The sequence below is a fragment of the Pseudoalteromonas citrea genome, assembly GCF_000238375.3.
Lineage (GTDB): Bacteria > Pseudomonadota > Gammaproteobacteria > Enterobacterales > Alteromonadaceae > Pseudoalteromonas > Pseudoalteromonas citrea.
This window is the reverse complement of sequence record NZ_AHBZ03000012.1, coordinates 1-15,414: the sequence shown is the minus strand read 5'-3', so window position 1 is coordinate 15,414 and position 15,414 is coordinate 1. Positions and strand designations below refer to the sequence as shown.

Annotated in this window: 10 protein-coding genes and 9 tRNA genes; 16 read left to right on the top strand and 3 right to left on the bottom strand. The window is 40.2% G+C overall.

Annotated features, from left to right (window positions below):
* Positions 1 to 138: 138 nt before the first annotated feature.
* Both putP and PCIT_RS00150 read left to right on the top strand, forming a co-directional pair.
* Complete coding sequence (gene putP, locus PCIT_RS00155; protein ID WP_010367151.1) at positions 139 to 1,617, top strand: sodium/proline symporter PutP; 1,479 nt, start codon at positions 139 to 141, stop codon at positions 1,615 to 1,617.
* Positions 1,618 to 1,880: 263 nt separating this feature from the next.
* Positions 1,881 to 2,735: a PA4780 family RIO1-like protein kinase gene (locus tag PCIT_RS00150; protein WP_010367149.1), complete on the top strand. Its 855-nt coding sequence runs from the start codon at positions 1,881 to 1,883 to the stop codon at positions 2,733 to 2,735.
* A gap of 27 nt (positions 2,736 to 2,762) precedes the next feature.
* Here the strand turns inward: PCIT_RS00150 and PCIT_RS00145 are convergent, their stop codons facing one another.
* The 3 genes from PCIT_RS00145 to PCIT_RS00135 all read right to left on the bottom strand — a co-directional run bounded on the left by PCIT_RS00145 (position 2,763) and on the right by PCIT_RS00135 (position 7,239).
* On the bottom strand, positions 2,763 to 3,656 hold the full coding sequence (locus tag PCIT_RS00145; RefSeq protein WP_010367147.1) for a substrate-binding periplasmic protein: 894 nt from the start codon (positions 3,654 to 3,656) through the stop codon (positions 2,763 to 2,765).
* 136 nt (positions 3,657 to 3,792) lie between these two features.
* On the bottom strand, positions 3,793 to 4,761 hold the full coding sequence (gene cysK / locus PCIT_RS00140) for a cysteine synthase A (RefSeq protein ID WP_010367145.1): 969 nt from the start codon (positions 4,759 to 4,761) through the stop codon (positions 3,793 to 3,795).
* 135 nt (positions 4,762 to 4,896) lie between these two features.
* Positions 4,897 to 7,239 carry a carbohydrate binding family 9 domain-containing protein gene (locus tag PCIT_RS00135; protein ID WP_040697751.1) on the bottom strand — a complete coding sequence of 781 codons (2,343 nt, stop codon included), beginning with the start codon at positions 7,237 to 7,239 and terminating at the stop codon, positions 4,897 to 4,899.
* Positions 7,240 to 7,418: 179 nt separating this feature from the next.
* Between PCIT_RS00135 and PCIT_RS00130 the strand changes: the two genes are divergently transcribed.
* The 14 genes from PCIT_RS00130 to PCIT_RS00065 all read left to right on the top strand — a co-directional run bounded on the left by PCIT_RS00130 (position 7,419) and on the right by PCIT_RS00065 (position 14,744).
* Positions 7,419 to 8,564, top strand: a complete 1,146-nt coding sequence (locus PCIT_RS00130; RefSeq protein ID WP_010367141.1) for a dicarboxylate/amino acid:cation symporter — start codon at positions 7,419 to 7,421, stop codon at positions 8,562 to 8,564.
* Positions 8,565 to 8,741: 177 nt separating this feature from the next.
* The gene (uvrY, locus tag PCIT_RS00125; protein WP_010367139.1) at positions 8,742 to 9,392 is read left to right on the top strand and encodes a UvrY/SirA/GacA family response regulator transcription factor; all 651 of its coding nucleotides are present in this window, start codon (positions 8,742 to 8,744) and stop codon (positions 9,390 to 9,392) included.
* A 12-nt stretch (positions 9,393 to 9,404) separates the two neighbouring features.
* Positions 9,405 to 11,228 carry an excinuclease ABC subunit UvrC gene (gene uvrC / locus PCIT_RS00120; RefSeq protein ID WP_010367137.1) on the top strand — a complete coding sequence of 608 codons (1,824 nt, stop codon included), beginning with the start codon at positions 9,405 to 9,407 and terminating at the stop codon, positions 11,226 to 11,228.
* A gap of 42 nt (positions 11,229 to 11,270) precedes the next feature.
* On the top strand, positions 11,271 to 11,816 hold the full coding sequence (gene pgsA / locus PCIT_RS00115) for a CDP-diacylglycerol--glycerol-3-phosphate 3-phosphatidyltransferase (RefSeq protein ID WP_010367135.1): 546 nt from the start codon (positions 11,271 to 11,273) through the stop codon (positions 11,814 to 11,816).
* Positions 11,817 to 11,955: 139 nt separating this feature from the next.
* Positions 11,956 to 12,031 (top strand) — tRNA-Gly (locus PCIT_RS00110).
* 15 nt (positions 12,032 to 12,046) lie between these two features.
* Positions 12,047 to 12,120: transfer RNA gene (locus tag PCIT_RS00105), tRNA-Cys, on the top strand.
* A gap of 34 nt (positions 12,121 to 12,154) precedes the next feature.
* Positions 12,155 to 12,241: transfer RNA gene (locus PCIT_RS00100), tRNA-Leu, on the top strand.
* 53 nt (positions 12,242 to 12,294) lie between these two features.
* A tRNA-Gly gene (locus PCIT_RS00095) sits at positions 12,295 to 12,370 on the top strand.
* A gap of 24 nt (positions 12,371 to 12,394) precedes the next feature.
* A tRNA-Leu gene (locus PCIT_RS00090) sits at positions 12,395 to 12,481 on the top strand.
* A 7-nt stretch (positions 12,482 to 12,488) separates the two neighbouring features.
* A tRNA-Gly gene (locus tag PCIT_RS00085) sits at positions 12,489 to 12,564 on the top strand.
* A 73-nt stretch (positions 12,565 to 12,637) separates the two neighbouring features.
* Positions 12,638 to 12,713: transfer RNA gene (locus tag PCIT_RS00080), tRNA-Gly, on the top strand.
* Positions 12,714 to 12,728: 15 nt separating this feature from the next.
* Positions 12,729 to 12,802, top strand: a tRNA-Cys gene (locus tag PCIT_RS00075).
* A 37-nt stretch (positions 12,803 to 12,839) separates the two neighbouring features.
* Positions 12,840 to 12,926 (top strand) — tRNA-Leu (locus tag PCIT_RS00070).
* A 432-nt stretch (positions 12,927 to 13,358) separates the two neighbouring features.
* Entirely contained in the window at positions 13,359 to 14,744 is a 1,386-nt protein-coding gene (locus tag PCIT_RS00065; RefSeq protein WP_010367133.1) for a fibrinogen-like YCDxxxxGGGW domain-containing protein, read from the top strand.
* The last annotated feature ends 670 nt before the right edge of the window (positions 14,745 to 15,414 follow it).

The window sequence follows — 15,414 nt, the reverse complement described above, 5'->3', positions numbered from 1 at the left end:
ACTCGCTGCACTGGGGTAGAGGAAAGAGACGTGTTATAGTCACGCAAAACTAATAAAGCATTCTATTTAATGACAATCAGAAAGGCGGTTGTTGGATAATTTTCATTGACAAGAATGCTCAAAACGAAGGAGATAGCTTTGGAATTAGGTACGATTATTTCGCTAGTACTATATTTTGTGGTTATGTTGGGCATTGGGTTGTATGCCTACCGTAAATCTACCAGTGATGTATCAGGTTATATGCTCGGTGGACGCAGCTTGTCACCAAGCGTTGCTGCTTTATCAGCGGGTGCATCTGACATGAGTGGGTGGATCTTAATGGGTTTACCCGGGGCTATGTTTGTCACTGGGTTTAGCAGCACTTGGATAGCAATTGGTTTAGTGATTGGTGCATGGTTAAACTACTTATTAGTAGCACCAAGGTTACGTGTTTACACTGAACTAGCAAATGATGCTATCACCATACCTGATTACTTTGCTAATCGCTTTGAAGATAAAGGCAATGCATTACGCATTGTGTCAGCACTGGTTATCATTGTTTTCTTCACACTTTATACCTCTTCAGGCGTGGTAGCTGGTGGTAAGCTGTTTGAAAACTCATTTGGTATGAGTTACGAATCAGGGCTATACATTACGACTGGTGTGGTTGTTCTTTATACATTGTTTGGTGGATTTTTAGCGGTAAGCTTAACCGACTTTGTACAAGGCTGTATTATGTTCATTGCGCTAATATTAGTGCCAGCAGTCACTTATTCACTCTTAGACAATCCTTTGTCATCAACACTCAATGCGGTTAATCCACAAATGCTTACGTGGATTGGTGCGGGTGGCGCAATTGGGATTATTTCTGCGATGTCTTGGGGGCTGGGGTATTTTGGTCAACCACACATCATTGTACGCTTTATGTCGGTCAGAAGTGTTAAGGATATGCCGACAGCACGTCGTATCGGTATGAGCTGGATGATCATCGCAGCACTTGGTGCAGTCGCAACCGGTGTATTTGGTGCAGCGTATACATATGAAAATGGCATTGTTGTAAAAGACCCTGAAACAATCTTCTTGGTGTTGTCTGAGTTATTATTCCACCCGTTGATTGCAGGCTTTTTATTAGCAGCAATTTTGGCCGCCATCATGAGTACGATTTCCTCACAATTACTGGTGAGTTCAAGCTCCTTAACGGAAGATTTTTACAAAATTTTCATTAACCGAAATGCGACGGATAAAGAGCTGGTTTTAATAGGGCGCATTAGTGTTGCGGCAGTTGCTATTTTAGCGATTTATTTGGCGCATGACAGAAACAGCTCAATCTTAGATTTAGTGAGTAATGCATGGGCTGGATTTGGTGCTGCGTTTGGACCATTAGTACTGCTGAGTTTGTTCTGGCAGCGGATGAATTTTGCAGGTGCTTTGGCTGGTATGGTATCGGGTGCTGTAACGGTATTAGTATGGATATATGCACCGATTGAGATTGCAGGGCAAAGCTTAAGTAGCCATATTTATGAAATAGTGCCTGGCTTTATTGTATCGTCAATTGCGATTGTGGTTGTGAGCTTAGCGACCTCTGAGCCTCATGAACGTATCCAAGAGTTATTTAAAAAAGTGCAAAGTAGTCTGTAGGCTTTGACGCTGAATTGTAAAAAGGGCCAAGCGGCCCTTTTTTATTGATTTTATTGAGGCTATTAAATAATGCTATGTTTGTGCCTGATTAAGTTGACTATCTCTAACCATGCACAAAGGCTATCCTTTAGTGATCAAGTAGTGTTACGATAAAATAATGAAATGTGGGTACGCGAATCAAAGCTCGTTTTTTGAGCTTGCGACCTAATAAGTGTGCAACCATAATGCATCCAACGTGATGTTAATAACCTAACAGGGACCCCGTGAAAATACCTAAACGTTTACAGCCATTGGTTGATGATGGCTTAATTGATGCAGTACTTAGTCGGTTAATGAGTGGCAAAGAAGCAGATGTTTTTGTTGTAAGATGTGGCGAACACATTCGCTGTGCAAAAGTATATAAAGATGCGATGAAACGCAGCTTTAAAAAGGCTGCGCAATATCAAGAAGGACGAAAGGTACGCGGAGGCCGTCAAGCTCGAGCGATGAATAAGCGCTCTAATTACGGTCGTCAACTTGAGGAAGAAGTTTGGCAAAACGCAGAGGTTGATGCTTTATCTCGACTCGCCGCTGCGGGTGTCAGGGTACCGGCAAGTTATTGCTGTGTTGATGGCGTGTTACTTATGGAGTTAGTGTCAGATGACGAGGGTAATGTAGCCCCTCAACTTGGCGCGGTTAGCATGTCTGAAGAAGAAGCAATCAGACAATATACATTAATGATGCATTATATTCGGCTTATGTTATGTACTGGGCTAATACATGGTGACTTATCAGAGTTTAATGTACTCGTTGATGGTGCTGGCCCGGTTATTATTGATTTGCCTCAAGCGGTGAACGCATCTGCAAATAACAGTGCAAAGGCAATGTTTGAGCGAGATGTAAATAACATGCGTCGATACTATGGTGAATATGCACCTGCACTATTACACACAAACTACGCCAAAGAGATGTGGGCATTGTTTGAAGAAGGAAACTTGACCCCAAACTCGGTATTGACAGGAGTCTTTGAGGAAGAGCTACACAGCGCAGATGTCAGTGCTGTGCTAGATGAAATTAGCGCTGCTATGGCTGAAGAGCAGGAGCGACAAGCACGCATACGTGCAGGTGATGAAATATAGCCGTATAAGCTATTCTGAGTGTTTAACTTAGTAACACTCAGAGCTTCCCATTTCAATAATGCGATTGGTTTCTTCACTGTTTTCAAACATGTACAAAGCACGATTGATATCGGATAACACAGTACGCCATTTTGCCTTTTGTTTACTTAATGCAAAGTAAAGGTGATTATATTTTATGGGCAGCGATTCATTTTCTATATTTCTTAATAAGGTGACCTTTTCTGGCTTTGATAGATCAGAGTAATTAACTGTGAAACGCAGGACTTTAGGATCACCAATGATTAAGTTAACACGGCCTCCAACCAATAATTTAACTAACTGCAGATCATCGACGGCCTCAACAATTGCAAACTCGTTATTATCCATCATGGCATCAAATTTTGGGGTATTTTGATAGCCTCTAACAACCCCTATTTTTTCTCCTTTGAGAGAATTCAAGTTACCGTTAAATCGGTCTGCGTCACCTTTACGTTTTAAAAAGCCAATTTCGCCACCAGAGAATGCATTTGAGAGCGCAAGCACTTCCCGTCGAGTTTTATTTTTTACATAATCTGAGGGGGCAGAGTCTTCAATATAATACTCAGGCATTAATATATCGGCTTTACCGAGTTCGGCTGCCCTAACAGCTCTAGCCCATGGTAAAAATTCAATAAAAACACTATACCCTTGCTCTGCTAATAATGAGACAGCAAACTGAAACACCCAACCTTTATTACACAATGCGTTGCCGATATAGGGTGGCCAATCTAGCGTGACGACATGAAGTTGACCCTTGGAACCAGTTTCATTGTACAAATAACCTGTTTCATATTTTTTGCCTTGCACCAGTTGGTATGTCGCATTTTTAAAATAGCCAACATTGATAGCTGCTTGCACGTGAGTGGGCGTTAAAACGAGAAAAATTAACAAAAGCCAATGCATTAATAGCGACCTATAGAATCAGTTCAGTTACTTTATAATGCAAGTGTAGGGAAAATTGGTTTATTTTCCATTATTTAATTAAAAGTAGCAGGCATAAAAAAACCGGCTTAATGCCGGTTTTTACTAGTAAATGAAATTACTGTACTAATTCTTGTTCAGAGAACTCGTCAGCAAACATTGGACTAGATAAATAACGTTCTGTTGCACTTGGTAAAATCACCACAATATTTTTGTCTGCATTTTCTGGCTTTTCAGCTAAGCGTTTTGCAGCAACAACAGCAGCGCCTGATGAAATACCTACCAGAATACCTTCATGTTTCATTAGCTGGTGTGCCATAGCAATTGCATCTTCATTTGAAACAAGCTCTGTACCATCGATTAACTCTAAATCAAGGTTTCCAGGAATGAAGCCTGCACCGATCCCTTGAATTTTATGTGGACCAGGCTTAACTTCTTCACCAGCAAGGGTCTGTGTAATAACAGGAGAGTCAACAGGCTCAACGGCTATCGCTTTAACATCTAACCCTTTCTCTTTTTTCAAGTAACGAGTCGTACCAGTAATTGTACCGCCCGTACCTACGCCAGCTACGAAAAAGTCTACGTTACCATCCATTATTTCAAAAATTTCTGGGCCAGTAGTTTCAAAGTGGATCTGAGGGTTAGCTGGGTTTTCAAATTGTTGTAGTAAAATATACTTACTTGGGTCGCTAGCTAAAATTTCATTTGCTTTATCGATGGCCCCCTTCATACCCTTAGCACCTTCTGTCAGTACTAAATTAGCACCTAATGCTTTAAGTAGCTTACGACGCTCTAAGCTCATTGTGTTTGGCATGGTTAGGGTTAGTTTGTAACCACGTGCGGCTGCTACAAATGCCAGTGCAATCCCGGTGTTACCTGAAGTAGGCTCTATGATTTCCTTACCTTCAGTTAATAGCCCTGATTTTTCTGCATCCCCAATCATTGATGCACCAATACGACATTTGACGCTAAAGCTCGGGTTGCGTGCCTCTATTTTGGCGTATACGTTGCCACCTGTAACACGGTTAAGTTTGACGACGGGTGTTTGACCAATAGTTTGACTGTTGTCAGCGAAAATTTTAGACATTGTGTTCCCTTAAGTACTTAGGTTTGCTTATTGTCACACTTTACTTGGCTTTAGTGAAAAAAGAAGTAAAGAATGGCTATAAGATATATTAAAATTGCTTATAGCCAAAAGAAATAAAAAAACTGTTTGTTATTCCTATATTAACCAAGCGTAACTGAACTTTGCAAAAAAAGTTTTGTTATCTTTAATGATCTTATTTAGATCATCATCTTGATACCCATTATCTGAGTAGCCTGCAAAAAATACCGTTTGAGGGTTAATTTTATAACTGTACAGAAGTTGAGTGCTGAGCCCTTTGTAGGTTGCGTTGACATCCGCGTCGATATAATTGGCTAGGTTACGGTCTATGTCGGTACGGATCACTGCGAGCCTTAAATAGCTATGAATGTTAAACTGGTAGGTTAGTCGCATATCAGTTAAGTTTGCGGTATAGACGTCAGAGCTTTGTGCTTCAAGCTTTTCATAAGTGTGGCGTAAACGCACCTCAAAATGCTTTCCTAAATTGACATTAATAACTGGCCGTGCAAAATATTGTTTCCCTAACCGGTTATTCTTCAAATCAAGTTTATTACCCGTTCTTAAATTTAAACTTGCGAACACGCCGGAAAGAGGCTTGAATTCCATATAGGTCCATACTCTATTCTCGGTGAAGCGATCCGTATTATTATTTATATTCAGTTGTGCCTCATTATGGCGAAGGCCTGTTCGCTTTCTATGTTCTATACCAACATCAAGCTTACTTTGCAGCGGGCCATTGACAGCAAAATTGGTTTGTACTTCTTTTTCTAGTAATTCGCCATCTTCATTATGGGTTATATCCCAATCGGAGTACCAGTTTGCCCGGTTCCACCAATTATCTTTTTCTCCGTACCAGCGATATTCAAACCCAGTAACCAATTTGTTAAAGTCAACTTGTGACATAAAGCCTAAATCAGATCTTAACCCAGCCCCATGATTTCGATAGCTTCCAAACATGCGCCAATACTTTTGGTTATGTTCATAATTGATAAGGTATCCAGTACCTGTTGTGTCATCACTATTTAGGACTCGCAAGGTACTTTCATCATAGTCACAGTCTTTAAATTGTTCACATGGTGTTTTCGGCAGAGCGTCGCAATCCCCATTTTCACCATCGCATAATTCATCGATAAAGGGCTGAGAGTATTCGGTATCTGAAGCGAATAACTGTAATTTTAAGGTGTCATTTGAGGTTGGTTGATACTTACTATCAATACTCATTAGCTGATTACTATAATTATCGCTTTGTCTGAGTGTTGCCGTGGTACCAACGGATAGTGTATTACCGAAATCATATCGATACCGCAGGGCTGCGTTATCGCTTTTTTGCTCTAAAGTAACAACACGAGAGCCCAAATTACCGGGGATCATAACGTTTAAGTGCTCATCGTTAGCGATGAATGCAGCCAATGTATGACCTTGCTTATTACTGGTGAATTTGACGCCGTAATCAGGTGCAGCAACGTTACGGGTATGAATAAGGTTGGTGTAAGAGGAGAAATAATCGGTGTTATCCAAGAAGAAAGCGCGTTTTTCTGGGAAGAATAGACTAAAGCTATTGTTAACACTTAATTGCCCTGTATCAGCTTCTACTTGCGAGAAGTCCGGATTAAGTGTGGCATTTAAAGTCATGTCTGGTGTTATTGCCCATTTTACATCAAGGCCTGGCTCAGTATTATTATTGCTATCCCAGTCGTTGATATCAGAACCATCGATGTCTCTCGTTTCTGATTTACCAAGCACAAGGGAGGGGATTATGGCGATATTGTTGCCTTGTTTGGCTTTTTCAAAGCCTGAATACACGGGCATTTGACAAATCCAGCAACTATTTGCATGTGTCAGTTGCATATTCGAGAGCCTAAGGCGTTCATTTCGGGGGTAAAATCGTAGAAATTCCATGGCCATGGTCTTTACATCGGTGCTATCGTCAAAGTTTAAAACACGCAATGGTATTTCTACTTCCACGGTATACCCTGTAGTGTGAATTTTTCCAGCACTGTCCCATATTCCATCCCATGATGTACTTTCGCTATTAGTGAGCTCATTTTCGATTGAATCTTGTTGTACACCTAAGGGATTAATGAAAAATTGATAGGCAGAGCGATTGTTATTAAATGAGTCTATTTTAATACCGACAAGATCATCATCCCACGCCCTATCTCTGTCTCTAAAAAACGCGCGAATTTTTGATGGCTCTGGATCGAGAGCTTGAAAGCCAATAAACAAAGAGGTGCCATTCTCGTAAACATAGGCGCTCGTTTTTACAGGGCTAGGTATGTTTTCGTGGGGCCAAGTTATATTATCGATAGTAATTTTTTTGGCTTGTTTCCAAACGGGTTCATTGAGTTCGCCATCAATTGTTGCTGATTGGTCAATATAAGGAAGCTGGCTAGCACTCTCTGTGCAATGTGCTGCCAATGGGATGAGCACAAAAGACGCAAATAATATTTTTTTTATCATTGTTGATGCAAGTTTTACACATAAGTTGACTTGTATTAAAAGACATTTTAATTTGCTTAACAATTGGTACGCGGTAAAGCGCATTTTAATAAGCCCAGATAATTGTTGATCACCGAATTTTTAACATTTTTTGCTAAAAACATGGTAAAAAAGCCCACCTTTTTAGATTGAGAATTATTATGTCATTAATTTTAAAGCTTATTGCAGGTATTGTTGGCGGAATTTTAGCTGGCTTTTATCTCCCTATGATTTTAGTGGAGCTTTTGTATACTGCAAAAGTCATTATTGGCCAGTTGATTAGTTTTACCATCCCGTTGATCATTTTGTTTTTTATCGCGTCTGGTATTGCAGGGTTGCCAAAAGGGTCTGGTCACTTATTGGGTAAAACAGTGGGTTTCGCATATGGCTCAACAGTGATAGCCGGTATGCTTGCAGTATTAGTTGTTAATGCATTTATTCCATTCTTTGATGGCGCAATGACTTTTCAAGCCACTGAAGCCAGTCATATTGAAAGCTTGATAGCTATAGAAGTACCACCTTTAATGGGTGTAATGACGGCTTTGGCAACAGCATTTATTTTTGGTATTGGTATCAGCCAGTTGAACTTAACCACTCTAAAACAGGTTACTGATCAAGGCCGTGAGGTTATTGACGCATTACTGGCTAAAGTGATCATACCAGCGTTACCATTTTATATTGCTGGTGTATTTGCTGAAATGGCAAAGGCAGGAACTGTCGCTGATACGCTAAGTACTTTTGGTATTGTCCTCATTGCAGCGTTAGTAATGCATTGGATTTGGTTAGCTGTTTTATATACAGCAAGTGGCATACTTTTGAAACGCAGCCCGCTTGAATTACTGAGAAACATGTTACCTGCTTATTTTACTGCAATTGGAACGATGTCGAGTGCAGCAACCATCCCCGTTTCACTTAAAGCAAGCAAAGCAAATGGCGTAAAAGATGAAGTGGCAAACTTCTCCGTACCCTTATGTGCTACTATTCACTTATCAGGTTCGACGATTACGATAGTAACTTGCGCGATGGCGGTGATGTTATTATCACCGGAGATGAGTGTGCCACCGTTTATGTCAATGCTACCGTTTATTTTTATGCTGGGTATTGTAATGATTGCAGCGCCTGGCGCACCTGGTGGTGCAGTGATGTCAGCATTAGGCTTATTGACTTCTATGTTAGGCTTTAATGAAGCGGCTGTGGCACTTATGATTGCTTTATACCTAGCACAAGATAGTTTTGGCACAGCATGTAATGTGACGGGTGATGGTGTAATTGCGCTTTGGGTGAATCGATTTTCAGACAAATCTTAGCTCAATAATACCCATAAAGGGGACTGGGTGATAAAAGCTCAGTCTTTTTCATTTCTTTTTAGTATTTTTATCTTCAGATGTAATTTTGTTTAGTATGCTTTGTAAATTTATGTGGTACTCTCAAGGAGTTGCATTATAAATGTGTAATTACCAAGAATTAGTTAAGAGGATCAGCCATTGATTAACGTACTTTTAGTTGATGATCATGAACTTGTAAGAACAGGTATCAAACGTATATTAGATGACGTACGTGGCTTTAAAGTGGTCGGTGAAGCTAAAACTGGTGAAGAGGCTGTCACTTATTGTCGCCAGAACGAGCCAGACATCGTTTTAATGGATATGAATATGCCGGGCATTGGCGGGCTTGAGGCGACAAAAAAGATTTGTCGTTATTGCCCAGATGTTAAAGTGATCGTTTTAACCGTACATTGCGAAGATCCATTTCCAAGTAAAGTGATGCAAATTGGTGCCCATGGTTACCTAACAAAGGGGGCTGGGCCCGATGAAATGATAAATGCAATTCGTGCTGTGAATGCTGGGCAAAGATATATTGCCCCGGAAATTGCGCAGCAAATTGCGTTGGCTCAGTTCAGTGGTCGTAATGATGAAAACCCTTTTCAATCCTTGTCGGAGCGTGAATTACAAATCATGCTGATGATCACAAAAGGTGAAAAGGCGCAGGATATAGCGGAACGCTTAAATTTAAGCTCAAAGACAGTGAACAGTTATCGATATCGAATGTTTGAAAAGTTAAATGTGGGTGGTGACGTTGAGCTGACACATCTAGCCATTAGACATAAAATGATAGACATTGATACCACCCATTGATTTTTTGTTTAAATGACGTCATTTGATCATAAAGCATTTTTAAAAACTTTGTCGACAGAGCCTGGTGTATATCGCATGTATGATTGCGAACATCAGGTTATTTATGTTGGAAAAGCGAAAAACCTTAAAAAACGGGTTTCTAGTTACTTTCGGGCTAATATTCCAGATAGTAAAACGCGAGTGTTAGTCAGTAATATAGTCAGTATGGACGTTACACTGACCAATACAGAAACCGAAGCGCTCATGCTTGAAAATAACCTTATAAAAAAATACCAACCTCGCTACAATATATTGCTGCGCGACGATAAGTCTTATCCGTATATATTGTTAAGTGGTCATAAACATCCGCGTTTGGCGTTTCATCGAGGTAGTCGAAAATATAAAGGGGAGTATTTCGGCCCATTTCCAAGCAGTGCTGCGGTATCTGAAAGCTTACGACTTATGCAGAAGATATTCCCCGTTCGACAATGTGAAGATGCATACTATAGAGCGCGAAGCAGGCCCTGTTTACAACATCAACTTAAGCGGTGTGCTGCGCCTTGTGTTGGCAAAGTTTCTGACGATGATTATGCTGATCAAGTTGATATGGTGCGTCAATTTTTAAGTGGTAAATCACAACAAGTGATCGCAAAGTTAGTTGAACGCATGGAAAAGGCGAGTATGGCTCTCGATTTTGAGCTTGCGGCTAAAGTACGAGACCAAATTGCATTGCTTAGGCAAATGCAAGAGCAACAGTCAGTTGCCGGAAACTTTGCAGAAATGGATGTAATTGGGTTTGTACAGCAAAATGGCTTAAGTGCTGTCCATATGCTTATGATCCGAGATCATAAAATACTAGGAACCAAGACCTATTTCCCTAAAGTACCTAAAGATTCGCAAGCAGATGAAATTTTAACTGCGTTTATTGGGCAATATTATTTGGGCAGTGCTGGCACCAGCCGTATAGCCAAAGAGGTTATTTTACCCATGGCTTTGCAAGAACAAGAAGATTTAGCATCTGCTCTTGGGGAAGTGGCTGAGCGTAAGGTGCTATTGAAATCGCAGCTACGAGGTGAGCGAGCACAGTATTTGGCCCTAGCAAACAAAAATGCAGCAAACAGTATTGCTGTTAAACAAAGTGCCCAAGACTCCATTAATAAACGCTATGCATTATTAAAAGAAGCATTGCAGTTGAGCGATATAAAAAGAATGGAGTGTTTTGATATAAGTCACACCATGGGAGAAAACACCGTCGCATCGTGTGTTGTATTTGATGGACAAGGACCTAATAATAAAGAATATAGACGCTTTAACGTTGAAGGTATTACGCCAGGCGATGATTATGCCGCTATGAGCTTTGCATTAAATAAGCGTTATGGAAAATTAAAAGATGAAGAAAAAGTCCCTGATGTCATTTTTATAGATGGCGGTAAAGGTCAGTTAGGTAGGGCTGAGGCATTTTTTGAAAGCTGGACACTAGATAAAATGCCATTGTTAATTGGTGTTGCAAAGGGTGAAGGGCGTAAGCCAGGGCTCGAAACATTATTGATTGATGGCGGACGGCGTACCGTAAACATCGCATCAGACTCGCCAGCCCTGCATCTGATTCAGCATATTCGTGATGAATCACATCGTTTTGCCATTGCGGGGCACAGAAATAAGCGTCAAAAACAGCGCACACAATCGTTATTAGAAGAAATAGAAGGAGTAGGTCAGAAGCGTAGACAAGCTTTACTTAAATACCTAGGTGGTATGCAAGGGGTGAAAGCTGCTAACATCCATCAATTAAAGCAAGTTCCTGGGATCAGCCCGCAAACGGCTGAAAAGATATTTAACCATTTGCATGACAAAGCTTGATCATTCATGCGAACATACAAAAAAAGATCTCACTAAGTAGTTATGTGGAATATTCCAAACACACTGACAACATTTAGGTTGTTACTAATCCCTGTATTCGCAGTTTTATTCTATTTACCTTATTCATGGGCATTTTTTGCAGCCGCTTTTATATTTTGGTTAGCGGCAGTAACGGATATTCTAGATGGTTATTTAGCACGTAAACTTCAGCAGTCAACGCCGTTTGGTGCGTTCTTAGATCCTGTTGCCGATAAAGTCATGGTGAGTGTCGCCTTAGTTATGTTGGCTACATACTATCAAAATGTATTTGTTACCATTGCGACGGTTATCATTATTAGTAGGGAAATTGTTATTTCAGCATTAAGGGAATGGATGGCTGAACAGGGTAAAAGAAATAATGTGGCAGTATCAAACATGGGTAAGATAAAAACGGCAGCACAAATGTTAGCCATTATGGGCCTTATTTGGCAGTATGCGCCATGGATGATCACATTAAGTTATGCACTTTTAGCAGTTGCTACCTTATTAACAGTGACTTCAATGCTTTCTTATCTATATGCAGCAAAGTCAGAATTGACTAAATCTTAGGTAAAATGTTTATAATTAGAGCGCTTTAGATAAAAAATAAGCAAACGGTTAAAAACATTCATTTTTTTTATTGACGCATATCATAACTTCTGTAGAATGCGTCCGTGTTGAGAGGGCAGTATGTCCTTTAAATCAAAAAGCGAGTGTAGCTCAGTTGGTAGAGCGCGACCTTGCCAAGGTCGAGGTCACGAGTTCGAGCCTCGTTACTCGCTCCAATTTTGATTATGTTTGGCGGAATGGCAGAGTGGCTATGCAGCGGATTGCAAATCCGTCTACCTCGGTTCAACTCCGGGTTCCGCCTCCACATCTCAACACTCCACATGCGAAAGCAACCCGATGCCCGGGTGGTGGAATTGGTAGACACAAGGGATTTAAAATCCCTCGTTCGTAAGGACGTGCCGGTTCAAGTCCGGCCCCGGGCACCATTTTAGATTGAGAGTTCTCATTCTAATTAGTGTTAAGACACTAAATTTAGATTGCGAGTATAGCTCAGTTGGTAGAGCGCGACCTTGCCAAGGTCGAGGTCACGAGTTCGAGCCTCGTTACTCGCTCCAATCTAAATGCTTAAGCAGCCCGATGCCCGGGTGGTGGAATTGGTAGACACAAGGGATTTAAAATCCCTCGTTCGTAAGGACGTGCCGGTTCAAGTCCGGCCCCGGGCACCATTTGATTGCGAGTATAGCTCAGTTGGTAGAGCGCGACCTTGCCAAGGTCGAGGTCACGAGTTCGAGCCTCGTTACTCGCTCCAATCAAATTAGGGAATAAAGTTTAAAGTTTGCGAAGATATCATTTAACTTTAAAAGTTAAATACGCATAATTATGCGAGTGTAGCTCAGCTGGTAGAGCGCGACCTTGCCAAGGTCGAGGTCACGAGTTCGAGCCTCGTTACTCGCTCCAAACTTTAACAAATATGGCGGAATGGCAGAGTGGCTATGCAGCGGATTGCAAATCCGTCTACCTCGGTTCAACTCCGGGTTCCGCCTCCATTATTAGTAATACTCCACATGCGAAAGCAAACCCGATGCCCGGGTGGTGGAATTGGTAGACACAAGGGATTTAAAATCCCTCGTTCGTAAGGACGTGCCGGTTCAAGTCCGGCCCCGGGCACCATTCTATTTAAATATCTTTCTGTTAAAATACTCCTTTATTAATTATTTTATTTTTAAATCTAACTTAATATTACCCAAGTGGTTATTTCCATCCAATATAAGTTTTGTTTTCCTTCTTGTGTTGTCATTACTGGCGTTAAGCTATTAAAGTTTATACAGTGATCGTATCAATTCTCTCTATTCGAATACGTGTAAGCTGAGTACTCTAGCTTTGCCTATTTTTGAATTATGACTTTTCTTCATATTTTTATTTATGTTCCATTCTTTCTGATGTAAATGACAGAGTTTAGATGGTGGTTTAACGGGATGCTAGCGCTTATGTTATTGAATTAAGCCTATATTTTTTATAATTGTTGATTTAAACTGTACATTAGTTTGCTTTATATCTTAAGTGACTGAATTAAAATATTTATTTTTATAAGGATGATACAAAATGTTTAAAAAAACCTTACTAAACCTCGCAGTTCTTAGCTCATTATCAGTACAAGCATTTGAATTACAAGAACACACTATTAATGAGCAAGGCGTTATTAAAAACCAGTTAGACTCACAGCTGGTTATTGCGGGTGTTGCCAGCTTCAATGAGACTGAACCAGGGGTGGTATCAGTTAAAGACAACTTGAATGGCACTGTTACTATCCGTTTTAGTGAGTGGGAATATTTAGACGGGGCTCATGCGAATGAAACGGCGTCAAGCCTTACATTATCCAAAGGGCGCCATGAATTACTCGATGGTTCAATTTGGGAGGTAGGAAGTGTTGAATTAGGAACTACGTCTAAAACAATTGCATTCACACAAAAACTGCCACAAGCACCATATTTGTTTTTAAGCGCTCAATCAGAAAATGATGCGTTCCCATATGTTGGTAGAGTGAGTAATGTTACTCAGTTAGACTTTGATGCTCAAATTCAATATCAAGAACTTAAAGGTGAGGCTAATACTCATGTGTCTCAAACTGTAGCTTACTTGGCAGTATATGCGCCTAACAAAGAAGGTGAGCTTGATTCTGGCGTTAAATATAAAATTGACCAGATCTACGCAGATCATAATGCAGTAAAATTTAATACACATGAATTGCATCTGGAAGAAGAGCAATCAAAGGATGTAGAAACAACCCATATTACAGAGGTAGTGAATGTACTTGACGTTGAAGGTCATTTGTTTGCTCAGAGTATCACTAAACGGGGGAATGATACCGTTTCTATTAGAGCAAGCAAAAATGTCCATCCAGAGCCAGCCCCAGTAAGTTGTAAAGCAGTGCTAGATAGAGATGCAAGTGCAGCATCCGGTTTTTATAAGCTAGATGCGGATGGTCTAGGTAATATGCCTGAGTTTACAACTTATTGTGATATGGAAACGAAAGGGGGGGGCTGGACATTGATGGGGGTGAGGTACGTTACTACTGTCGACTATAGTGCTTACCCAAATATTATCAATTATTTTTCAGAGACTCAGAATATTACAAGCTTTGATGATAATTATCATTTAACTGATGAGCAATGGCTTAAGTATAAAAGTACGACGCAAGAATTAATGGCGATAACACCCGCTACGGGTAGCTATGCAATTGCTGATATTGCAGTATTAAACACAGCGAGCTGCATGCCTTTACAAGATACATTAGGAGAAGCTCCAAATCAGTCAGGAGAGCATCGCTTAAAATTATATTGGCATGAAGCGAGTGGTTGTTCTACATCTGGGACTGACTACACAATGCTAAATTACTCAAATATTTATGCATACACGGGTGGTATGTATAAAGATACAAACATCTCGAGTTTATCCGCAAGTCAAACAGCGCATATCTTTGTTCGTTAATTAACGGTTGTTTTATATGCATAAGAAACATCTACATTTGTAGATGTTTTTTTTATGAGTGCTAGTTTCAGTATTTATAGTGAGTAGGACAATGCCTTGTAGCCTTACTTTATGTAACTAGGGCTCTATACCTTTTATTTATGCACAGGTTTTTGTGGGTAACTTGTGAGTTTTTGGTGTGTATATCTGTATGTTTCTAAAGTTGAAAATTAATGAAGATTTTCATTAAAAAAGGCTTGATCAAAAAAAGGATCTCCCTATAATGCGACCCCACTGACACGGAGCAACACGCTGAAAAGCAAACTGAAACGAGTCAGCGTCAAGTAAAACTTAATTTAGCTTTTCACTTAAGAAAATGTTTAAAATTAAGTGTTGACAAAAAAATAGGAAAGCGTAAAGTTCGCAGCCCTAGCGAGATAAAGCAAAGCGCTTAATCATCGCAACGTTCTTTAAAAATATGAAGCAATCATCTGTGTGGGCACTCGTACAGATTGAGTTCTAACAGCGAACCTTCTTTCTTAGATTGAAGGAGAGCAAAAAATTTAGAGTCTCAATTGAACTGAGTGACCATAAGCTATTAATAGATTCAGCCTTGAGCTGGTTTTAATTTACTTTTTTAAAAGTAAAAATAATAGTGCACAGTCAATTCGTTCTTGGCAACAAGAACAAA